The organism is Deltaproteobacteria bacterium (genome assembly GCA_026129095.1).
Classification (GTDB): Bacteria; JAGRBM01; JAGRBM01; order JAGRBM01; family JAHCIT01; genus JAHCIT01.
In genome coordinates, this window is record JAHCIT010000010.1 from 15,688 (window position 1) to 37,714 (window position 22,027).

Annotated in this window: 20 protein-coding genes; 6 read left to right on the top strand and 14 right to left on the bottom strand. The window is 59.9% G+C overall.

Translation table 11 applies throughout. The features are described 5' to 3' along the window. Positions 1-2: 2 nt before the first annotated feature. The 3 genes from KIT79_13570 to rfbB all read left to right on the top strand — a co-directional run bounded on the left by KIT79_13570 (position 3) and on the right by rfbB (position 3,148). On the top strand, positions 3-1,091 hold the full coding sequence (locus tag KIT79_13570) for a ferritin-like domain-containing protein (protein ID MCW5830330.1): 1,089 nt from the start codon (positions 3-5) through the stop codon (positions 1,089-1,091). Between the two features lie 138 nt (positions 1,092-1,229). Continuing rightward, on the top strand, positions 1,230-2,012 hold the full coding sequence (locus tag KIT79_13575; protein ID MCW5830331.1) for an SDR family oxidoreductase: 783 nt from the start codon (positions 1,230-1,232) through the stop codon (positions 2,010-2,012). A 53-nt stretch (positions 2,013-2,065) separates the two neighbouring features. Further along, on the top strand, positions 2,066-3,148 hold the full coding sequence (gene rfbB, locus KIT79_13580) for a dTDP-glucose 4,6-dehydratase (protein MCW5830332.1): 1,083 nt from the start codon (positions 2,066-2,068) through the stop codon (positions 3,146-3,148). On the opposite strand, the gene KIT79_13585 is transcribed toward rfbB, so the two are convergent. From KIT79_13585 to KIT79_13615, 7 genes are all read right to left on the bottom strand, one after another. Then, a complete protein-coding gene (locus KIT79_13585) occupies positions 3,145-4,005 on the bottom strand; it encodes a hypothetical protein (protein ID MCW5830333.1) in 861 nt (286 codons plus the stop codon). The two genes, rfbB and KIT79_13585, sit on opposite strands and share 4 nt — an antisense overlap. A gap of 112 nt (positions 4,006-4,117) precedes the next feature. Beyond that, positions 4,118-6,319, bottom strand: coding sequence for an SUMF1/EgtB/PvdO family nonheme iron enzyme (locus tag KIT79_13590; GenBank protein MCW5830334.1), 2,202 nt, complete (start codon positions 6,317-6,319; stop codon positions 4,118-4,120). Between the two features lie 205 nt (positions 6,320-6,524). After that, on the bottom strand, positions 6,525-7,271 hold the full coding sequence (locus KIT79_13595) for a rhomboid family intramembrane serine protease (protein MCW5830335.1): 747 nt from the start codon (positions 7,269-7,271) through the stop codon (positions 6,525-6,527). A gap of 44 nt (positions 7,272-7,315) precedes the next feature. Further along, entirely contained in the window at positions 7,316-7,609 is a 294-nt protein-coding gene (locus KIT79_13600) for a hypothetical protein (protein MCW5830336.1), read from the bottom strand. A 20-nt stretch (positions 7,610-7,629) separates the two neighbouring features. Further along, positions 7,630-8,439, bottom strand: a complete 810-nt coding sequence (locus tag KIT79_13605) for a hypothetical protein (GenBank protein ID MCW5830337.1) — start codon at positions 8,437-8,439, stop codon at positions 7,630-7,632. A 44-nt stretch (positions 8,440-8,483) separates the two neighbouring features. Next, on the bottom strand, positions 8,484-8,975 hold the full coding sequence (locus tag KIT79_13610; GenBank protein ID MCW5830338.1) for a hypothetical protein: 492 nt from the start codon (positions 8,973-8,975) through the stop codon (positions 8,484-8,486). Next, complete coding sequence (locus KIT79_13615) at positions 8,972-9,556, bottom strand: sigma-70 family RNA polymerase sigma factor (protein MCW5830339.1); 585 nt, start codon at positions 9,554-9,556, stop codon at positions 8,972-8,974. The genes KIT79_13610 and KIT79_13615 overlap by 4 nt, the downstream gene beginning before the upstream one ends. Positions 9,557-9,713: 157 nt before the next feature. Here KIT79_13615 and KIT79_13620 point away from each other — a divergent pair, with 157 nt between their 5' ends. Next, a complete protein-coding gene (locus KIT79_13620) occupies positions 9,714-9,923 on the top strand; it encodes a ribbon-helix-helix domain-containing protein (GenBank protein MCW5830340.1) in 210 nt (69 codons plus the stop codon). Here the strand turns inward: KIT79_13620 and rsmA are convergent. From rsmA to KIT79_13635, 3 genes are read right to left on the bottom strand one after another with little or no spacing between them, the layout of a single operon-like run. After that, positions 9,829-10,701, bottom strand: coding sequence for a ribosomal RNA small subunit methyltransferase A (gene rsmA / locus KIT79_13625; GenBank protein MCW5830341.1), 873 nt, complete (start codon positions 10,699-10,701; stop codon positions 9,829-9,831). The two genes, KIT79_13620 and rsmA, sit on opposite strands and share 95 nt — an antisense overlap. Before the next feature lie 7 nt (positions 10,702-10,708). After that, a complete protein-coding gene (tsaD, locus tag KIT79_13630; protein MCW5830342.1) occupies positions 10,709-11,779 on the bottom strand; it encodes a tRNA (adenosine(37)-N6)-threonylcarbamoyltransferase complex transferase subunit TsaD in 1,071 nt (356 codons plus the stop codon). Between the two features lie 13 nt (positions 11,780-11,792). Then, positions 11,793-12,608, bottom strand: coding sequence for a tetratricopeptide repeat protein (locus tag KIT79_13635; protein MCW5830343.1), 816 nt, complete (start codon positions 12,606-12,608; stop codon positions 11,793-11,795). A gap of 52 nt (positions 12,609-12,660) precedes the next feature. Between KIT79_13635 and ffh the strand changes: the two genes are divergently transcribed. After that, on the top strand, positions 12,661-14,013 hold the full coding sequence (gene ffh, locus KIT79_13640) for a signal recognition particle protein (protein MCW5830344.1): 1,353 nt from the start codon (positions 12,661-12,663) through the stop codon (positions 14,011-14,013). Positions 14,014-14,024: 11 nt separating this feature from the next. Here the strand turns inward: ffh and lon are convergent, their stop codons facing one another. The 4 genes from lon to KIT79_13660 all read right to left on the bottom strand — a co-directional run bounded on the left by lon (position 14,025) and on the right by KIT79_13660 (position 19,842). Further along, complete coding sequence (lon, locus tag KIT79_13645) at positions 14,025-16,502, bottom strand: endopeptidase La (protein MCW5830345.1); 2,478 nt, start codon at positions 16,500-16,502, stop codon at positions 14,025-14,027. 68 nt (positions 16,503-16,570) lie between these two features. Next, a complete protein-coding gene (gene clpX, locus KIT79_13650) occupies positions 16,571-17,824 on the bottom strand; it encodes an ATP-dependent Clp protease ATP-binding subunit ClpX (protein MCW5830346.1) in 1,254 nt (417 codons plus the stop codon). Between the two features lie 18 nt (positions 17,825-17,842). Then, a complete protein-coding gene (gene clpP, locus KIT79_13655; protein ID MCW5830347.1) occupies positions 17,843-18,463 on the bottom strand; it encodes an ATP-dependent Clp endopeptidase proteolytic subunit ClpP in 621 nt (206 codons plus the stop codon). 161 nt (positions 18,464-18,624) lie between these two features. Further along, a complete protein-coding gene (locus tag KIT79_13660) occupies positions 18,625-19,842 on the bottom strand; it encodes a cardiolipin synthase ClsB (protein ID MCW5830348.1) in 1,218 nt (405 codons plus the stop codon). A 71-nt stretch (positions 19,843-19,913) separates the two neighbouring features. Between KIT79_13660 and KIT79_13665 the strand changes: the two genes are divergently transcribed. Continuing rightward, positions 19,914-22,025, top strand: a complete 2,112-nt coding sequence (locus KIT79_13665; GenBank protein ID MCW5830349.1) for a penicillin-binding protein activator — start codon at positions 19,914-19,916, stop codon at positions 22,023-22,025. Positions 22,026-22,027 lie beyond the last annotated feature (2 nt).

Below are 22,027 nucleotides of genomic sequence, written 5' to 3' on the forward strand. Positions count from 1 at the left end.
TTATGGAACTGCTCAATCCTGAACACCGCAAGATGTATGGCAAGTTCGCCGGTATCGAATGGAACGACCAGACGGAGATCAAGCGGATGCGCTCCCAGCTCGACTTTGATGCGCCGCTGGAGGTTTCATGGGACTGGGACTACGTGGGGGAGGCGGAGGAACTTCGCCGGTTATACGAGATCAGCAAGGTCCGCCAGTGGAATGCGGAAACCGATCTCGACTGGAAAATCAGCATAGATCCCGCCGCCCACTGGGGCATGGACCCGAAGTATTCGGTCATCTGCCAGCTTCTCAAGCTGGGCGGTGCCAGTGAAGCACAGCAGCGCGAGGCTGCCTGGGAAAACATGGCCTATATCTGCTCCCAGCTTCTTCATGGAGAGCAGGCAGCGCTCCAGATATGCGGCCAGCTTACCAATACCTGCCCCGACATCGACATGAAGTTCTACGCTGGCGCGCAGACTTTCGATGAAGTTCGCCATATTGAGGCTTTCGCCAAGTTCCTTCAGAGAAAGGTGGGAAAGATCTATCCCGTCGATCCCAACATCAAGTTTCTGCTCGAGGAACTGCTCAAGGCCGATTCATGGCAGAAAAAGACTCTCGGCATGCAGACCCTGTTCGAGGGAATGGCTCTCGGCATCATGGGCATGCTGGAGGATGGAACGGATATCCCCTTCCTGAAAGAGATGCTGAAGCGCGTCCGGCTGGACGAGTCCCGTCATGCAGCTTTCGGTATCATCAGCATGAAAATGACGATGGAGTCGGCGGAGACTTCGCCGGAACTGAAAGCTGAACTTGAGGACTGGGCTTTCGGCATTCTGGAATGCCTGAATGCCGGCCAGTATCATGGACCCCTGTCGGAGCTGGGCCCCAAATATGGCATTAACGCCTCGGCCGTGACACCGGTGCTGTACCACAGCAAGGATGCCATCGAGGCGAAGTCGCTCATGTATACCCACGCCGTGATTCCGCACCTGAAGAAGCTCGGCCTCATTACCGAGCGCACGGCGGGTAAATACCGGGAGATCGGTCTCGTCAAGGATATGGACAAGATCAGCACCGAGTCCCGGGTGACCCAGGGTGCATTCGACTGAAGTTGAAACCGGTTCAGCCGGAAAAGGGCGTCTCTATTGAGACGCCCTTTTTCATTGTCGGATATGACAGGTGCCTGTTTACACAATCCACATGGCGGGCGATGATGGGAAGAGGACAAGAGGAGAGGAGCGGACACCATGCCTCATGTCATTGTTACAGGTGCATCGAAAGGAATTGGGAAGGAGATCGCCAGAGAGCTGGCCAGGCGGAAGCATGATCTCGTTCTGGTGGCACGCACGCAGAAGCTTCTGGAAGAACTGGCTACCGAACTCAAGCAGAGGCATGGCGTCAATGCCGTTCCGGTAGCGCTGGATCTGACCGACATGGCTTCCATTGACAGGCTCCCGGGGATCCTCGATGGGCGCGGGATTAGCGTAACAGGGCTTGTCAACAATGCCGGCTTTGGGACGATCGGCGAGTTCGATACGATCGACGCTTCAACCGAAGACCAGATGATCACCCTGAACGTTCGTGCGCTGACGCGTCTCACGCACCTTTATATCCCCCGGTTCAAGAGTGCTCGCAAGGGTTTTGTCATGAATGTCGCCTCGATGGCAGGGCTGATGCCGATGGCTGGCATGGCCACCTACAGTGCGACGAAGGCTTTTGTGGTATCCTTTTCGCGCTCGCTGGATGCCGAATATGGCCGGAACGGCATCCAGATATTGTGCATTTGTCCCGGGGTTACCCAGACGGAGTTTCTTGACGTGCAGGGAGCGAACCACAGCGCACTGCCGCCGGGCCTGATGCAGGGGCCCAAGGAAGTGGCCCGTTATGCCGTTGAGCAGCTTGATGCTGGCGCGACGTTCGGTGTTCCCGGCACGTTGAACAAGATTGGTGCCGCACTTGCCGCTGTGGTTCCGCAAGGTGTTATCGCCCGTCTTGCCTACCGGATCACGCGGCCCGCCTCGAAGAAGTAGGATGGTTGCCCCGACAGGCCGCTGTGCTACGGTGGGTGCCCCTTCTGGTAGCTATGGCGGGAGGCTTGCCGGTGGCTGAGACAACAGACGATACAAGGTTTGCCAACATTCTGGTCACAGGTGGCTGTGGTTTCATCGGCTCGAACCTGATTCGTGTGCTGACGGAAGAAAACCTGGTCCCGGGGCTTGAGTTTATTGCGAACCTGGATGCCCTGACATACGCCGGGAACCGTTCGAACCTGGCCGATCTGGAAGGTGACACCCGCTACCGCCTGATTCATGCCGATATCTGCGATGCCGCCCGGATGGACAATATTTTCCGGCATGGCCAGTTCGATGCCGTGCTGCATCTGGCAGCCGAAAGCCATGTGGACCGTTCGCTGATGGGGCCGGAGGCGTTCTTCCGGACGAATGTGATGGGCACGGCCGTAATGCTTGACGCTGCCCGCCGCCACAAGGTCCGGCGATTCGTGATGGTCTCGACTGACGAGGTGTACGGCTCCCTGCCGGATGACAGCGCATCCCGTTTCCGGGAGACGACACCGCTGGATCCCACTAGTCCCTATGCGGCGAGCAAGGCAGCTTCTGATCTGGCAGCGCTGAGTTTCGCCAAGAGTTTCGGGATGGACGTGGTGGTGACCCGTTCATCGAACAATTACGGCCCTTACCAGTTTCCCGAGAAGATGATCCCGCTGATGACGATCAATGCCCTCAATGATCAGCCCCTGCCTGTGTATGGGGATGGACGAAATATCCGGGACTGGATACATGCCCGTGACCATGCCCGCGGGATTGTTGCAGCGCTGTTCCGTGGCCGGGCCGGGGCGATCTATAATCTTGGTGCACACAATGAACGCCGGAATCTGGAACTGGTGGAGCGCATTCTCGACATTCTCCAGAAACCCAGGTCACTGATCCGGTTCGTCACAGACCGGGCGGCACATGATCTGCGATATGCCATTGACGCCACCCGTGCGCGGGAAGAACTCGCATGGGAGCCTCAGGCTGATTTTGGCGGAGCGTTTGAGCAGACGGTTCGCTGGTACGTGGATAACCGTGCATGGTGGGAGGCAATCATTCATGGCCCCTACCGGGACTACTACCGGAAGCTGTACGGCGAGAGGCTGGCGGGTTAGCGCACGACTTTCACGTCGTGTTTTTCCTCGGCAGCGAATACGAGCGCATTTACTGCGACATCTTCCAGCCGGCCAATCCGCTTCAGGATGGCGAGGTTGATTCCCAGTTCGTAGTTTTTGGGCCATTCCATGGGTAACTGCTCAATGGGACTGCCAAGCAGTACCCGACTGGCCATTTCTGCAAGCTGGAGTCCGGCTGCATGGCCGGATGGGGACAGCGAGATGGAAGCTCCGGCATTCACATGGACCGGGTTGAAGGTATATAGCGGCGTGCTTTCCCGGAGCGAGAATCTCAACAGTTCACGCAGGTTGTCAGACTTCAGGATCATCGGGTCATCGGGAACCCAGAGCATCTCCACCTTGCCTGCGAGGTTTGCGAGTGCGCGCTCGACATCCTGATCGACGTCCACCTTGAACTTGAACATGGCGACGCCAGCCTCACGGGCGGCCTCTTCCATCCAGTTCACTTCAAACCCGGAGTTGCTGGGATTGTAGACGACGCCCACCCGCCGCATGCCGGGATAGATCTTGCGGAGCATGGCGATCTGTTCCTGGGCACGAATCGTGTAGTTGATGCCGCGCATTCTGGGTCCCCTGAGCTGGGTGGTCTGGGTATCCACGGCATAGGTAAAGAGCACTGGTGTATCGGTGAGCAGCTCCCGGGCGACCATTGCGGCCCGGGTGCCCAGAGCCACGACAAGGGCAGGTTTTGCCTTGTTTAGCTCCTGGAGCTGCTTGCGGAGCGTTTCGCGTTCGGATGGCAGCTCCACCAGTTCGATGGGACGGATGAGGGCCATGCCCTTTTTGAACCCCTCGATAAGAGCCAGCATCTGCGAATCGGCGTCGGAGTAGAGCACCCTTACGGGTTCCTGTGCTCGGGTTATTCCAGGTAACACGAGGAGAACAAACAGGGCGGTTAACGTGCCAAGAGCGGCAAAATGGCGGATGTGGCGCATGGGCCGGGTCCCTTTACTTGCAGCACCGGTATCCGATCTGTGGATCCCGGGTCGAGGGCTGGAAACTCTCACGGTAGGCACAGCGGGTCGCCCAGTCGGGCCGGGCATGGGAACCGCCGCGCACCACCTTGTCACCACTCTGTTCCGACCAGGCGGTTGATGTCCACTCTCTCAGATTGCCTGACAGATCGAAGGCCCCGTAAGGATTGGTACACTGGTTGAATCGACCGGCCGGGGCCAGCGGACGGTCTGCGCCGGACTGGTCGCGGGTATTGCAGGCGCGGGGATTGAACAGGTCGCCGTACGGGTAGCGGGTTTCCTTGGGCCCCTTGCAGGCCTTTTCCCATTCAGCTTCGGAACAGAGGCGCTTGCCCTCGCTCTCGCAGGCAGACTTTGCGTCGTTCCAGGTCACGTTGGCCCGGGGCTGGGAGCCTTCCTGGTTGGGCGATTCATATTTGTCGATGCAGAAATCCGGCACACCAGTCGGAACCAGTGTCTTTTCGGCAAAATCACGGGCGCTGTCGTCCGCCGCCGACCCCATCTTGAAACTGCCGCCCGGTACAAAGGCCATTCCGGCTGGGCACCTGCCAGAAGGAGCAGGCGGGGGCGGATCGGCGGCAGCAACAGGCTTGGGCTTTTCCGGCTCTTTCGGTGGTGCCTTGGGCTCGGGCTTTGGCACAGGCGGAGGAGGTGGCTTGGGTGCCGTTTCGACTTTCGCCGGTTTGGTTTCAACTGGCGGTTTCGCGGCCGGTTCAGGCGTCGAGATTGAGACGGATGCGGTGGGGGCTGGCGGCGCGGGAGGAGTTTCCTCGACCTTTACTGGTTCAGGTTTGGCTGGAGGTGGAGGCGCTGTGGGCTTTTCTTCTTTCACGCTGGTCACAGGCTCGGAACTGGCGACTGGAACGGGCTCATCGCCACCCTTCAGCGCGAAATAGGCGCCCACCGCGGCCAGTATAGCGACCATTGCCACAATCAGGGCGACCGGTGGGCCCTTCTTGGCCGCCGGTGGCTGCCAAGTGTCTGGTATGGCTGCCGGTGGAGGCGCAGCGGGTCTCGGTGCGGAAGGAGCAGATGGCGGCACCTGGGCCGGAGGTGGTGGCTGGGGCGCTGGCGTCTGAGGCCGTGGCGGTGGTTCGGGCTCGGTCCTGGGCAGCGGCTCTGCTTTTGCCGGTGGAGGCGGCTCGGCGGGTTTTGGCGGTTCTAGTGGCTTGGAGGCAGCCCTTTCCGCCGGGGGAGGAGGAGGCGGTGGCGGTGGGGGGGCGGCCTTCTTTGGCACTGGCGGCTTCGATACGGGCTTGGGCGTCGGCGGGGCCGCGACCTTTTCTGCGGCAAGCAGGGCGTCTCGCCAGCGAGTGAGCACTTCGCCCGCGGTAGTGGGCCGCTGCCGGGGGTCTTCGGAAAGGCAGTCGGCGATAAGATCGTCGATCTCGTCAGGGACTTCTTCCATGACGTCCGAGGGCGAAATCCCGGGTGCCGGGGTTTGCAGCGAGATCATCTCAAACAGCACCGCACCCAGGCTGTAGATATCGTCCGAGGGAGAAGGCGTTTCTCCCGAGAGGAACTGCGGGGATGCGTAAGCCGCTGTCCGGTGCCGGGCGGCCGCTGCCTGGCGGCTGGCCGGAGGAATCAGGGCCGAGAGGCCAAACTCGGTCAGCTTCAGCCCTTCAGGCTGAATGAGGATGTTGGCAGGTGTCAGCGCCAGATGCGGGACACCTGCGGCATGCCCGGCCTCGAAGGCCGAGACGATCTGCGCAAGAATCGGCTCAACCTCGCTCAGCTTGAAAGGCCGCCGCTCGGAGAGCCGAACGTCGAGGAGCTTGCGTAGCGACAGGCCGCCGATGAACTCCATTGTGACATAGGCGCGAGCACCGTCCGTTCCCGCTTCATAGAGCTTGACGCACCCGGCATGCAGTACGTCACGGCTCTTGCGGAACAGGGACTTGAACTGCTTGCGGGAGCCCTCGTCGCTAAGCCATTCGGAATTGACGATCCGGAGAGCGATCTGTGCGTCCACGTCACGGTCGTGGGCCCGGTAAACGTGGCCAACCAGGCCTTCGCCGATATCTCCACGGATTTCGTAACGCTGGGCGAGAATGTCACCGGTTTTGATCTGGCCGCCGCCACTACCGTCCGCTGAAGGCTGCTCGGCGCCGCAGGTGTCGCAGACGGGAGCCGGGTCCGGAATCGAATCACCGCAGTTCCAGCACGTCTTCAAGATCCGATGCGCCCCCTGGATAGCCTTAAAATACGCCGGTACGCGCATACCGGTGCCTTTTTCTGGTGAAGGCAGCCAGTTTCCCGGTGAGCCGGAAACGTGCGGCGCGTTTGGGGGAGTCTACGCGCGCAAGGGTGCGGAATTCAAGAGCGTTTGGGCAGTTCGGGATGGCTTCGGTGAGCCGGAACGATACGCCCGGAAATGTTTAGTTTACCCAGCCCCCGGACGGGGGCTCATCGTTTCTGTCTACCACTCTGAAGCCCTGTCTTTTCCGCAACCGGTTCAGTTTGGCCCGGTAGTAGCGTTCCCGCAGGCCGAACCCGCGGAAGCGGTGCCGTCCGCGGGCCCAGTACCAGGCGACCGGAGCCCCCCCGAGGACATACAGGATACGGGCCAGGGAGAACTGGCGCTCGATCTCGCTGAACACGACGACCGCCACGATAACGATGACGAGCCATTTCACCTTGATGGGCAGGACGAAGAAGGCGAGGATTTCCTGCTCCGGTTCGCGCAGTGCCCAGAGGATGAGGAAGTTGACAATAAGTCCTCCTGCTCCGGCGGCAATTGCTGTATGGCTCCCTGTGAAGGCGGCTGCGATGGCTCCTAGCAGTCCTGCGGACAGGGCCGAAAAGCAGAGAAACCAGGCGAAACGTTCCGAGCCATCGATCCGTTCCTGGCGGGCTCCAAATACCCAGAGCATGTAGCCATAGAGCAGGGTGGTAATGATGGACGTGTTGACAAACGGGAAGGTGAGCAGCCGCCAGACCTGAAATCCCTGGAGCGCGGCCACCGGGTCCAGGATGAGAAAAGCAGTTAATGCAGGCGATACGAGCGACAGCAGATAGACCGATGCGATGGTGACGATGACGATACGGGTGACGCCGGGGATGGCACTCCAGCCCGGAGGGCCCTGAAAACGGTATTGCGTCTGATGTGGACCGTAAGGAGCCATGACGGTTTCGAGTATAGAAGCAATCGGGGGAAGGTAAACCGAACCTATTTCTTGCCGAACAGTCCTTCGAGCGCGGCCTTGGCCTTTGCCTTGGGGTCCGTTTTTCCAGAGGGATCACCGCTGGTGCGGATATGGAACCAGTCGCAGAAGTTTGGCCGGTCCTTGTCCACCACGCGGTCAGCCTGGGGCTCTCGGCATTCATTGTAGGCACTGGTGTCATAGTGCCTGCAGTGCAGGCAGACATGAAGGTCGGCGCCGCACACCTGGCAGGTGTCGCGGCGGCCGACCGGTTCAGTGACGGAGATGGTTTTTCCGCAGGCGGGGCAGGGAACTTCCATGCCGCTACTCTAGCACAGGGTCAGTTTTCGGGTGGAGTATCTCCCCGTTCACGGCGGTCCTTCATCTCCTTGATGGCCTTTTCGAACTTCTCGCGCTGTTCGGGCTTTAGCACCTCCAGAATGCGCTTCCGGGTCGTTTCGCGGAGGCTGGAAAACTCCTCGCGGACACCTTCACCGTGAGTGCGCACCTGCTCTCGGACCTTGCCAAAGGCGGAGATCATTTTTTCGGCATCGGCATCGGACATCTTTACCTCATTGAATACCCGGTCACGGAGCTGGCTATAAGCACGCATGGCCTTCCCCATATCCTTGCCCTTGCGGTGCTCTTTGCCGGGGCGGTCCTTGTCTGCTTGCTCACCGGCAGGTGCTTCACGGCCGGGGCCACGGCGGTCGCGCCGTTCGCTTTCGGAGCGGGCCTCTTCGTCATCGAGGATCGCGCTGATCTGTTCCTTGCGCTTGTCGCTGAACACAGCGGTCAGTTCCTTGCGGACAGTCCCCTTCAGGGTGTCGCCTGCGGCGTGCATCTTGCGCCGGATGCGGATGCGCTGGTCTTCGGTTTCATCGAGAATCTTGTGAATCTGGGAGCGCTGCTCTTTCGTGAGGTCAAGACGGTCCAGAAGACGCATGATTCGGGCCGAATAGTCTTCGTGCTGCGCCAGCCAGCCAGACTGGTGGTGCCGCCCGTGCCGCCGGGCACTTTCAGATGCGGCTGCTGGCGGTTTCATCGAAGTCTCATGACTGCGCGCATGGGCGGGTGCGTGGATAGCCCCCAGTGCGAGCGCGCCAAGTGCAATTATGGATGTGAAAAGAACAGGTTTACGGTGCATCATTTTCTGTTTTCTCCCGGCCATTAAGGAGGCCGCTGGTTTGGCCGTCAGGCATCGCCAAGGAATACCCATGCAATGCCGGCCAGATTCGTATCGTCGTCTGCGGAGCTTTCGCTCTCGCCGCCGGAGATCGACCACAACGTCAGGTCAATGGCGGCGATCTCTTCATCCAGACGTCCGAAGAGGGCAGAAGTTTCATCGGGTGCTGCAAGTCCGTTTTCGGGATCACTTTCCAGATTCCAGGTCCAGACGATCTGTTCGGCTGGGCTAGCGGTTTCATCTATGGCGTACGGAGCGGGAAGAACATCGGGTTGTGGCGGGAACACCGGTACACCGATAGTGACGAACAGTACGGCGACAGCCGCTACCAGAGCAGCTATTGGCCCCAGCATGAACCGCGATGACCGGGGACGTTCGGCCGCTGCAGCGCGTGCGGCGGCAAGCCGTGTGCGGGAAAGCGGCGTCGAACCGGTATGCCGCTGCTCCTGGAAAAACCGGGCGATATCGGTGTCTAGCTGGCTATCTCTTTTCTCGGTCATGATCCCTCCGCTCCCATCCCGATGGCTGCCATTTTCAGTCTTTTCCGGGCCCGGTGGAGACGGACTTTCACCAGTGCCGACGGGCGGCGGACGATTCTGGCGAGCCGTTCGAGTGTGAACCCCTCGACTTCAACGAGCCACAACAGGTCGCGGTCGGAATCAGAAAGCGTTTCAAACGCCTGCTGGATGCGGGCCAGCCGCTGACGGAGATATGCATGCCGTTCAGGGTTCGCGCTGGCATCGGTCGGCTCCCATCCACCGCTTTCTGTCTTGTTTTCCATATCCATTATTGCATCCAGTGATTCGGTCTTTTGCCGTTTCCGGCTCCTAAGCCTATCGATCACGGCATTCCGCGTTGTGCGCCAGAGCCAGGCATCCTGCTGAATGCGCGATTCGAATATGGGACCGCTTTCCAGATACCGCCGGAATACATCCTGAACGGTGTCCTCTCCTGCAGTGGTATTGCCCAGCAGTTTTGCCGAGTAGCGGGCAAGCACTCCCGATAGCCGCTCCCAGAGTGCCTCGACATCCTCAACCGGTTCCCGCTGTTCCACAGGGCGGGGTATGGGGGGCTCAGCCACGAAGGCGCTCTGCTCCTGTCAGTTAGGAACGATTTTGTGGGGTTCTGGTTGCAGGTTGATTCTAACCTATCGAAATTAAAAGGGGATTTGACCTTTGGGCCCATATGGCCATATATTGTTTCCCTGTCGCACATCCCGGCCGAGGGACCGTTTTGTCATGGCCTCGAACAAGGTCGTCACGACCATCTACATCACCCGGGACCAGGAAGAGCAGCTGAAGGCCCTGTCCCAGCGTACCAAGGTGCCAATGGCGGAATATATCCGCCAAGGGATTAGTCTGATTCTGAAGAAATACGAGGAAGAGATCCCGGGTCAGCGGTCGCTGTTTGACGAGGAAGCTGTTTCCACGCTGCGTCGAGACGAATAAACGCCGCAGGCGGGTGTGATTCGGCCCGCGATTTCGGGTCCAGCCCGGCCGTTTCCAGCAGTTTTGCGGTTTCCGTCGAGCCTGCGCCAAGCCCCCGTTGCAGCGAGTTGCTGATGGTCTTGCGCCGGTAGGCGAAGGCCGCCCGTACCACCCGGCTGCGCTGCCGGGCCTCATGGCCCTCCACGGCTGAGGGAAGCGGCCGGAGACTGACCACAGCCGACTGGACCTTGGGCACTGGCCGGAACGCCTGCGGCGGAACCAGAAACTCCTTTTTTACGGCACACTGGAGCTGCATGGCCACCGAGAGCGCTCCATATTCTTTCGTTGATGGACGGGCAGCAAGTCGTGCTGCCACCTCGTTCTGGAGCATCAGTACCGCCAATTCCCATCGGCGGGCCGATTCGACCAGCCTGAACAGGATTTCCGTCGAAATGGAGTAGGGCAGGTTGGCCGCGATCCGGCAGGCGCCACTATCGGCAAAAAATGTCTCCCAGTCGATATCCAGTGCATCGGCCCGGACAATCGAAAGGGCCGGGTTCGGGAGGATTTGAGGGAGCCGTTCAGCCAGCCGGTGGTCTACCTCTACCGTCTTGACCCTCATGCCATGCGCGAGAAGTTCCCGCGTGAGCGCGCCATCTCCGGGACCGATCTCGATGATCGTGGAGCCGGCAGGGAGGTTCTCTGATGCGAGCGCGGCAATCTTGCGGCTGATGTTGCGGTCGATGAGAAAATTCTGGCCGAGTTTTTTTGACGGCCTGAATGTCGTCGCAGCCGGCATGGGCCGATTACCTCCCCGTCCTGGGCTTCTTCCGGGCAGGGATTTCCGACCCGGCGGGGAGAGTGTCGGCAACCGGCCAGCGGGAGCGGGCACTGATGGCCAGGCCGTCGGGTTTTTCTCCCCGTTGGATACGGCCATGGGCGGCACGGGCGATCATTGCCGCATTATCGGTGCAGAAGCTGAGCGGCGGGAAGAAGAACGTCAGCCCCTTTTTCGTGAGTTTTTCCGCTTCGGCACGCAAACAGGAGTTTGCCGCTACGCCCCCAGCCACCACGATGGCAGGAATGCCGAATGCCTTGGCCGCCCTTTCGCAGCGGCTGAGCAGCGCTTTGACCACGCTTTGCTGAAGTGAAGCGGCAAAATGGGCAGTACCGGTTTCCGTGAGCGGCTTTTCCCCGCCATGTGTCACATCCCGGTGTTTGTACAGGAGCGCCGTCTTGAGACCTGAAAACGAGAGGTCATAGGGGCTCCCGGTAATCCGGGGGACGGGCAACGGGAAAACAGAAGCGTCGCCGCTCCGTGCGGCGAGGTCGATGGCCGGACCTCCCGGATATCCGAGCCCCAGCACCTTGGCACACTTGTCGAATGCTTCACCGGCGGCATCGTCGCGGGTTGCGCCGATCTGCCGGCACATTCCGGGCGCTTCGATAACGTACAGGCTCGTATGGCCACCCGAGACCAGCAGTGCAATACAGGGAGCAGGAGGCGCACCGGGGGCGAGTTCAATGGAGGCAAGGTGCCCTTCGAGGTGATTGATTCCGTAAAGCGGAACGTCAGTGGCGAAAGAAAGTCCTTTGGCAAAGTTGAGCCCTACATGAAGGCAGCCAGCCAGACCCGGCCCGGCTGTGGCGGCGATGGCGTCGAGGCTGGCCGGATCAAGACCGGTTTCCCGCCGGAGTTTCCCGTAAAGTGCGGGCAGGATCTCGAGGTGTTTTCTCGCAGCCAGTTCCGGAACAACGCCGCCATACTGTGCATGATCTCGGATCTGGGAATAAACCAGCGATGACACCACATGGCCGTCATTGAGCAGGGCGACCGCTGTTTCGTCGCAGGAAGTTTCGATGCCGAGGATTTTCAAGTGACAGTCCGGACTATTTCAGATCAGCCTGGGCCTTGGCCCGGAATGGCGAATCCGGATAACGCTTGATGAGTTTCTTGAGAAACGCGTTGGCAGTGTCGCGATTACCCTTTTCAGCGAATGATTTTGCCTCGTAGTAGAGTGCCTCGGCGGCCTCGGGGAAATCGGGATACCGCTTGGTGATGTCGTCGAAGACCAGGATCGCATCGCTGTATGCCTTCTGCCGGTAGTGGATATGGCCGAGCAGGAGCAGGGCCTGGGCCCGTTCACGGGGACTCGGGTTGCGGTTGAGAACCGCATCTACACCGCCACGGGCCTTCACCCAATCACCAGCCTGGATATAGTCCAGAATGACCGGGAAGGCGTCGCTGCCCTCGGGAACAGGAGGGGCAGAGGGGGTCAGGCTGACACCGATGCGGCTGGCGTCTTTCTGTGCCGGACTTTTCGTGAGGCCGGTTTTTTGTTCCAATGCCGCGATCTGCGCCTGCTTGGCCTTGAGGCGGTCTTCGAGCTGCTGGACCCGGTTTTCAAGCACCGAACGTTCCATCATGCCGCTTTCCTGGGTCTGGCGGACCAGTTCGAGCGCCTGGAGCGCTTCATCAAGCGACTTACGAATGCTGTCGATATCCTCACGGAACTGTCGATCCCGTTCTTCAAGCTGGACAAGACGTTTGTCCACGGTGCCCATGTCAACGCGGTCGTGCTCAAAGCGGAGAAGTTTCTCTTCCAGTTTCCGGCCCTGGTCAGCTGCGTAGAAGCAGCCTCCCGAGGCCAGCAAAACGAGGGTTGCGAAAAGGGCCCGGTTGCCAGTTCGCCTTCTCTCTGGCATGAATAGACCGCCACGGAATTGATAGCTGAAACCCGTGGCGAAGGACCGTTTCATGTTCGATTCCCTGAGTGACCGGCTAACTGGCGCGATCCGCTCTTTGACGGGCAAGACCCGCCTGTCCGAGAAAAACATCGATGAGGTACTCGGGCAGGTCCGGACAAGCCTGCTGGAGGCTGACGTCAATTTTCACGTCGTTCGTGATCTGGTCAAGCGGTTGCGGGAAAAATCCCTCGGTACCGAGGTTCCGGCCGGTATCCAGCCGTCGGAAATGTTTCTCAAGCTGGTTTTTGACGAATTGGTGGGGCTGCTGGGGGGGGGAGACCCGGAACTGAACATCCGGGTTGCACCGCCAGCGATCATCCTGATGGTCGGTCTTCAGGGATCGGGCAAGACGACCTCCACTGGTAAGCTGGCAAGGCATCTTCGGGACGATCTGGGACGCAAGCCCTATCTGGTCCCGGCCGACGTTTACCGTCCGGCAGCGGTTGAACAGCTCAAGACCCTTGGCCGCCAGCTCGGAGTACCCGTTCACGACACTCCGGCAACCGGGGCTGACCCGGTGGCCGAAGCGCAGAAGGCCGTCGAGGAGGCACAGCGGCAGGGTTATGACACGGTGCTGGTCGATACGGCCGGCCGTCTGCAAATCGATGATGAGCTGATGCAGGAGCTCGACCGGCTTCAGGAAGTCCTGAAGCCTCATGAAATCCTGTTCGTCGCCGATGCCATGACGGGGCAGGAAGCAGTAAACGTCGTCAAGGAGTTTCATGACCGCCTGGATCTGGATGGTGTGATTCTCACCAAGATGGACGGCGATGCCCGTGGCGGAGCGGCGCTCTCCATCAAATCCGTGACTGGCACTCCGGTCAAATTCGTCGGTGTCGGGGAAAAACTCGATGCACTCCAGCCGTTTCATCCGAACCGCATCGCCCAGCGTATTCTTGGCATGGGTGATCTCCAGACGCTTGCCGAGAAGGCTCAAAGGGCCATTGACCAGCAGGCAGCGCAACGGATCGAAAAGAAACTCTTTACCAACGAGTTCAACCTGGATGATTTCCGCGAGGCGATGGTCCAGATGAACCGGATGGGGAGCTTTTCGTCGCTGGTAGGAATGATTCCGGGCCTGGGCGGCATGTTCAAGCAGGCGAAGCAGCTTCAGGGTGCTGAGGCGGAACTGAAGAAGACCATGGCAATCATCAACTCCATGACGATCCAGGAACGGAATGACCATACGATCATCAACGGGAACCGGCGCAAGCGTATTGCCGCCGGGAGCGGGACGAACGTCAACGAGGTGAACAAGCTTCTCAAGAACTTTGTTCAAATGAAAAAGATGATGAAGCAGTTCAGCAAGATGGGACCGGCCGACATGATGCGCATGATGCGCCAGGGACCGGGCGGGATGTGACTCCGGCGTCCCTAATGGACGACTTCCTCTTCTTCGCCGTCTTTCGCTGGGGTCTCGACGGGCGCAGCCTCTGGGACCGAATCGGAACCCTTGATGAACGGCTTGGGTTGCTCCACGAAGGCATGGGTCAGCACCTCATCCATCGTCTCTACGGGGATAATCTCGAGGGCTTTCAGGATAGGCTTCGGTATTTCGCCAAGATCCTTCTCGTTTTCCTTCGGAATCAGCACGGTCTTGAGGCCTCCGCGGTGAGCAGCAAGGATTTTCTCCTTGAGGCCGCCGATGGGAAGAACCCGGCCCCGCAGGGTGATTTCCCCGGTCATGGCGATGTCAGCCCGTACCGGAATCCGCGAAAAGGCCGAGGCCAGGGAAGTTGCCAGCGCGATGCCAGCCGATGGGCCATCCTTGGGTGTGGCGCCTTCAGGCACGTGGACGTGAGTATCGGTCTTGGCGATCTCTTCGTCAGTGACACCGAGCCAAGCTGACCGGCTTTTTACAAACGACAGCGCCGCCTGCGCCGATTCCTGCATCACCTCGCCCAGCTTGCCGGTGATGGTGATCTTGCCCTTCCCGGGCACGGTGGAAACCTCGATCTGCAGGAGTTCGCCGCCGACCTCAGTCCAGGCAAGTCCCGTTGTCAGGCCAATCTGGTTTTCCAGCTCGGCGCGGCCATAGCGGAACTTCCGAACCCCAAGGAACTTTTCCACCTGGGCCGGCGTCACCTTCACCTTGTCCAGGGCAGGATCTTCGACGAGCTTCCGGGCCACTTTCCGGCAGATGGAGCCAATTTCCCGTTCCAGGCTCCGGACACCCGCCTCGCGTGTGTAGTAACGGATGATCTCGGCTATGGCCGCCTGCGAGAACTCCACGCGGTCGGCGGCGAGCCCGTTCGCTTCAAGCTGCTTGCTGAGAAGATGTGAACGGGCAATTTCGAGTTTTTCCTGCTCGGTATAGCCGGGGATGCGGATCACTTCCATGCGGTCCAGCAGCGGCGGCGGAATCGACTGGAGTGAGTTGGCCGTGGCGATGAACAGCACGTTGGAGAGATCGTAATCGAGATCAAGATAGTGGTCGTTGAAGGTATTGTTCTGCTCAGGGTCGAGCACTTCGAGCATGGCCGATGCCGGATCGCCACGGAAATCTGATGACATCTTCTCTATCTCGTCCAGCAGGAACACGGGGTTCGATGCTCCGGCCTTCTTGATGGACTGGACGATCTTGCCCGGCATGGCGCCGATGTAGGTCCGGCGATGCCCCCGGATCTCTGCCTCGTCGCGTACGCCGCCCAGGCTGATGCGGACGAACTTGCGGTTCATGGACCGGGCGATGGACCGGCCAAGCGAGGTCTTGCCGACACCCGGTGGGCCCACGAGGCACAGGATCGGCCCGCGGATCTTCTTCACAAGCTGAAGTACGGCGAGGTACTCCAGTATCCGGTCCTTCACCTTCTCGAGGCCGTAATGGTCCTCGTCGAGGATACGCGCCGCTTCCTTGAGGTCAATCTTGTCTTCAGTCGTTTCCTTCCAGGGAAGCGAGAGAATCCAGTCAATATAGGAACGGACAACGGTCGCCTCGGCAGACATGGGCGACATCATCTTGAGCTTTTTCAGCTCCTTGGTGGCTTTCTTGAAAGCCTCCTCGGAAAGGAACGGTTCCTTGGCCTTGATCTTCTCGTCCAGTTCAGCGAACTCGTTCTTGAACTCGTCGCGGTCGCCCAGTTCTTTCTGGATCGCCCGCATCTGCTCATTCAGGTAGTAGTCGCGCTGCGAGCGTTCCATCGACTTCTTGACGTTGGACTTGATCTTGCGTTCCAGCTGGACGATCTCGACCTCGCTCGTCATCAGTTCGAGAATCTTCTGGAGACGGACCGATGGATCGATCAGTTCCAGCAGTCCCTGCCGGTCGGGCAGCTTGATCTGAAGATGCTGGACTACGGTATCGGCAAGCCGTGCCGGCTCATCGATCTGGCTCACCTGGAGCACGGTCTCGGCCTGCACGCGCTTGGAAATCTTCACGTAGGTCTCGAACGTGCTCACGACGCTGCGGCACAGGGCGCGCAGTTCGTTTTCCGGCATGGCGGGGATCTCGTCGAGCGGTTCAGCCTGCACCTCGAAAAACCGGGGATTTTCCAGGAAACGGCTTATCCGGATGCGGCGGCGGCCCTCGACGAGAACCTTCACGGTGCGGTCCGGCGTACGAAGGAGCTGGAGTACGTGGGAGAGCGTGCCGATACTGTGAATGTCCTCCGGTGAGGGATCGTTGGTCTTGGCCACGCGCTGGGCGGCCATGACGATCATCCGGTCGCCTTTCATGGCTTCCTCAAGTGCGGCTATGGATTTTTCCCGGCCGACATAAAGCGGAATGACCGAATAGGGGAAGACTATGATGTCGCGTAGCGGCAGTAACGGCCATTTCTGGCCGCCCTCGGAGCCGTCCTTCGATGGATCGTCCTTCTTCTTGCCGTCAGCGGAATCGGTCTTGAAAAACATGCGTCGTCACCTGTCTGCCGCCCCGGAGCCCTCAGGCAGACGCCGGGAACATCGTAAAGGATATCGCCTCAGGCCGTTTCCTTCTGGAGCACGACGAGGGGGTCTTCCTTTTTCAGCACCACGTCCTCGCTGATGAGGACTTCACGGATGTCCTTGCGGGAGGGGATTTCGTACATGATATCGAGCATCACGTTCTCGAGGATTGCACGAAGGCCGCGGGCACCCGACTTCTTCCGGATGGCGTCTTCGGCGACGGCGCTCAGGGCGCCATCGGTGAACTTGAGCTTGACGCCTTCCATCTCAAACAGTTTTTTGTACTGCTTGACGATGGCGTTGCGGGGCTTGGTAAGGATGTCCACCAGCGCAGCGGGGTCGAGTTCGTGCAGGGTGGCCACGATGGGCAGCCGTCCTATGAACTCGGGGATCATGCCGAACTTGAGCAGGTCTTCGGTTTCCACCTGCTGAAGGGTTTGTCCGAGGTCACGCCGTTCCTTGCGGCTGCGGACGTCGCTGGCAAACCCGATGCCCTTGTTGGCGACCCGTTTTTCTATAATGTCATCGAGGCCGTGGAACGCGCCGCCACAGATGAACAGGATATTCGTCGTGTTGATCTGGAGGAAATCCTGCTGGGGGTGCTTGCGGCCGCCTTTGGGCGGAACGTTGGCGAGCGTGCCTTCGAGAATCTTGAGGAGGGCCTGTTGTACGCCTTCGCCCGAAACGTCACGGGTAATAGACGGGTTTTCACCCTTGCGTGCAATCTTGTCGATCTCGTCGATATAGACGATCCCCCGGATCGTGCGCTCCACGTCCTGCCCGGCGTTGTTGTACAGGTTGAGGATGATGTTTTCGACATCCTCGCCGACGTAGCCCGCCTCGGTGAGCGTCGTTGCATCGGCCGTGGCGAATGGCACGTCAATGATCCGTGCAAGCGTCTGGGCAAGCAGCGTCTTGCCGCTGCCGGTAGGGCCAATCAGGAGGATATTCGACTTCTGGAGTTCGACGTCGCCGGCACCCACCTTGGAATAGATGCGCTTGTAGTGGTTGTGGACGGCGACCGACAGGATCTTCTTGGCACGTTCCTGTCCGATCACATAGTCGTCCAGAACCCGCTTGATTTCGCTGGGGAGCGGAAGCTGCTTCTTCTTCAGCCGTCCCGCACGTTCATTCTCGGTTTCCTCGGCGATGATGTCGTTGCAGAGCTCGATGCACTCGTCACAGATGTAGACGTTAGGACCGGCGATGAGTTTCTTCACTTCACGCTGGCTCTTGCCGCAGAAGCTGCAGGTGAGGTTTTCGCCTTTCTTGTCGGTCTCTTTATTCACGTCATCTCCATGGGTTTCTCAGGACTTGCGGTCGCCATTGCCGCCCGCCACAGGCGCAGGACGGCGGTCCCATACCTGATCAATGATACCATATTGAACGGCTTCTGACGCGGAGAGGAAATAGTCCCGGTCGGTGTCCCGTTCCACCTGTTCAATAGGTTTACCGCTGTGGCTGGACAGGATTTCGTTCAGCTCCTGCTTCATCCGGAGGATTTCCCTTGCCTGGATATGAATGTCGCTCGCCTGCCCCTGAAAACCACCCATCGGCTGGTGAATCATGATTCTGGAGTGTTTTAGTGCAATACGCTTTCCCTTGGCGCCGGCAGCCAGGAGCACTGCGCCCATGCTGGCAGCCTGTCCGACGCAGATCGTCATGACGTCCGGCCGGATGTATTGCATCGTGTCGTAGATGGCGAGCCCGCTCGTCACGTGTCCGCCAGGTGAATTTATATAAAGGTAGATGTCCCGTTCGGGGTCTTCGCTCTCCAGAAAGAGGAGCTGGGCGATGATCAGGTTCGCCACGATGTCGTCAATAGGCGTCCCGAGGACGACAATCCGGTCTTTCAGCAGCCGGGAGTAGATATCGTATCCGCGTTCGCCGCGGTTCGTCTGTTCAACGACGATGGGTATAAAACTCATAATTCGCGCTGGTCATCCTGCTGGGGACACGCGGCAATCATACCCCCCGCATGCCCGAAAGCAAGGTGCGGAAGAGGCCATTCATGCCCCTTATTGTCCTTGTAGCGACTCAAATCACCATGACGAGTATCATTGATGGACATCTACTTATTGAGATGTGATCACATGAGCCGCCGCAGCGACCAGGCAAAGCGGCCAAGCAGACGTTTCCACCATGGCCACTGTTCATATTCCTCTGGGGTGAGCTGATCCGAATCGCGGAGATCCTGTTCAAACTGCAGGGCGAACTGTTCTGCTACACCCGTGTCGAACACCATCGCCTGAAGTTCCTGGTTGTGAAGGAAGCTCCTGTGGTCGAGGTTTGTCGAACCGCAAATCACCAGTCCCTGGTCGATTACGGCGGTCTTGGCGTGCAGGATCCGGCCCAGGTATTCGTAAATCTCCACACCCGCCCGGAGCAGTTCGGCATAGATTCCCCACGAGGCGAAACGGGTCATCGGCACGTCGGAAACTCCGGGAATGATAAGCCGCACCCGGATTCCGCGGCGGGCGGCACTGATGATCGCCTCCCGGATTTTCCGGTCGGGAACGAAGTAGCTGTTGGTAATCAGAAGCCGCTCACGGGCTGCCTTGAATGCGAAGATATATGACCGGCGGAGCGCAGCCCGTTCGCGGCGGAGCGTTTCAGTGGTAATCAGCACCTTGCTTCGTCCGCTTTCGGCAGGCACTGGCGGGCTGATGGGGTTGATCCGCTCGCCCGTCTGCTCGAACCAGCATTTGAAGAAGGAGAGCGTAAGCTGATGTACCGCTGGCCCCTCAATCCTGAGGTGCGTGTCGCGGAATGCCGGACGTCCCGGTGCGTCCATGTATTCGTCGCCGATGTTGCAGCCGCCGGTAAAGCCGATGCGGTTGTCTGCCACGAGGATTTTCCGGTGGTTGCGGGCGTTCAGTTTACGGAACGACTGGAGCAGAGTTACCGGATGAAATGGCAGTACATGTGCACCCACTGTGACGAGCCCGTCCAGAAGCTCGCGCGCCTCGTTAGATCCAAAATCATCGTAAATGACGAACACCTCGACGCCCCGGAGGGCCGCTTCGCGGAGTGCATCCGCGAAGGCCCGCCCGGTGGCATCGTTCCGGTGAATATAGGTTTCATACAGGATCCGGCGGCGGGCGGCGCGCACCGTTTCGATCATTGCCGGAATGGCCCGCGTGCCATCCACCAGCATTTCGACATGGTTGCCACCGGCAATCCGGTAGTCTGACAGTGACTGGAGGTAGAGGATTCCCTCAGGCGACAGCCCGCGGGCCCATCGCCGGAACTCCGTTCGGAGCCGGGTGGCGATGGCGTGGCCTCGGCTGGGCTGGCGACGAGACATGATGGCTACAGCGTTGCCAGCCAGAGGGACTGTTGTCTACGCCTTACCGGAAAGATTATCAGGAAAGGTACATGAGTATTTCCTGTCACCAGACAAGGCATCTTTTCGCCGTCGCTGCAGCGATCCTGATGCTGGCCACAGTTCCTGCCCGGCCCGAAGAACCCCAGGCAGATGTAGCGGAGCTGCCGCCCGATGAGGCACAGCTCTTCCGGGAGGCTGATGATGCGATTCGCCGGGGGGATCATGAATGGGCACTCGAACACCTGCAGAAGTTCATTCAGAGCCATCCGGCCTCGGCGGCTGCACCCCGGGCCCATTTGGAGCGGGGAATCATCCTCGAACACCAGGAACGGTATGAACTGTCGGCTGCTGCCTACGAACAGGCGGTAAGGATGGCGGGCGAGGCTTCCCGTTCAGTAGAGGCTCGCCTGAACCTGTCGGGCGTTTACCGGCGGCTTGGGCGCTTCGGCGATATCCCCGGTATTCTGGAACCAATCGAGTGGATCGACCTGGATCCGGAACAGCGGATGACGCTTTACCGGCGGCGGGCAGCTGCTTACGAGGCGCTGGGGCAGGAAGACGAGGCGCGGCTCGACCGGCTTCGGCTCTGGCAGGTCCTGGTTCCGGGAACCGAGCGTACTGCTCTTGAGCTGCTGCTGATCGATGACATCAGGCGCATCGAAGACGAAAAGGCGGCCGAAGAGAAGCTTCGTGCTCCGAATCTCCCGCCATTTTATGAATCGGCGCTGCTGGAGCGGCTGCTGGAACTCCGGATCCAGTCGAAGAACCTTGCGGGCAGTCTCGATGTGATCGACCGGTATCTGCTCCGGTTTCCGAAGGACAAGCGCGCACGGCTCATGGAAACCCGCCGCCGCGACCTGATGCAGGCGAGCGAGGTGGATACCCGGGCGGTGGGCGTTTTGCTGCCAGTGTCTGCCCGCGGGGCGCTTGGCTACTTTGCCGAGCGTGCCCGGAAAGCCATTGATGCTGCTGTTGCCCGCACTTCCCGCAAGACAGGTGCAGACACGATTCGCATCATTGTAAGAGATACAGGTGGACGGGCCGAACAGGCAGTCGCGGCCCTGAACGATCTGGTCAGCACCGAAAAGGTGGTCGCCGTGGTGGGACCGGTCGGCGGCTCGGAGGTCAGGGCGGTTGCCCAGCGGGCTGCCGAACTGGGGATCCCTGTTTTCGCGTTGTCACCAGCCGACGACCTTCCCGGTGCGGGAAGTTTCGTTTTCCGGATGATTCCAACTGCAAATGAACAGGTGTCAGCCATCGTTGCCCATGCGCGCGGCAGCCTGGGGCTGAAGAATTTCGCGGCTCTGTATCCCGATACACCGCTGGGCCAGGCGTTGTTCAGCCATTATGTCGATGAGGTGGAACGGTTTGGTGGCCGCCTCACCGGGGCTGAAAAGTACGACACGCGGGCCGCCGACTTTAAGGCACCGCTTTACCGGCTTGCCGGACTCCAGTGGGCCGACGCCCGGCGTTATGAGGCGCAGCGCAACAAGTCCCTGAAGGGATGGACCCCGTATTCGCCCAGAAAAATGGACGAGATCGAACGTCACTGGCTGAAGGTAAGCGGCCGTGAGGACATGAAGCTGAAACCCCGTCCGGAATTGCCGCCTGTTGTGGACTACGACGCGCTGTTTATCGCTGGCATGGCCCAGCGGGTGGGTCTTATCCTCCCACAGATTACCTTCCGTGATGTGCGTGGCGCACAGCTTTACGGATTTTCCGAATGGAACGACCCAGAACTGTTCCTCCGGGCTGGTGGACAGGCAGATGGCGCGATTATCGTGGATGGATTCCACCCGGCACTGGAGCATCCGGATGCTGCCGCGTTTATCAGGGCGTTTACGCCTCTGGATCCGCCAGTGAAACCGTCGTCCGGAGCAGGCGGAACGCCAGCCGGCCCGCCGTCAGCCGCTTCTCCGGCACCTGATGACCGGCCGCCAGGGATGTTCGAGGCTCGCGCCTATGACGCCATCGGTCTTATCGTCGATGCATCCAGCCAGCTCGGTATTCCTTCGCGTACGGGCTTGGCCTTGCGTCTGCTCTCCCCCGGTGGGTACTCTGCTCTTGGCGGCCGGATCCGGTTTTACCCGGATGGCCGGGCCGACCTGCCGCTGGTCCTGCTTGAGGCCCGCGGCCGGGAGTTCGTCCTGCTTGCCCGCTAGTG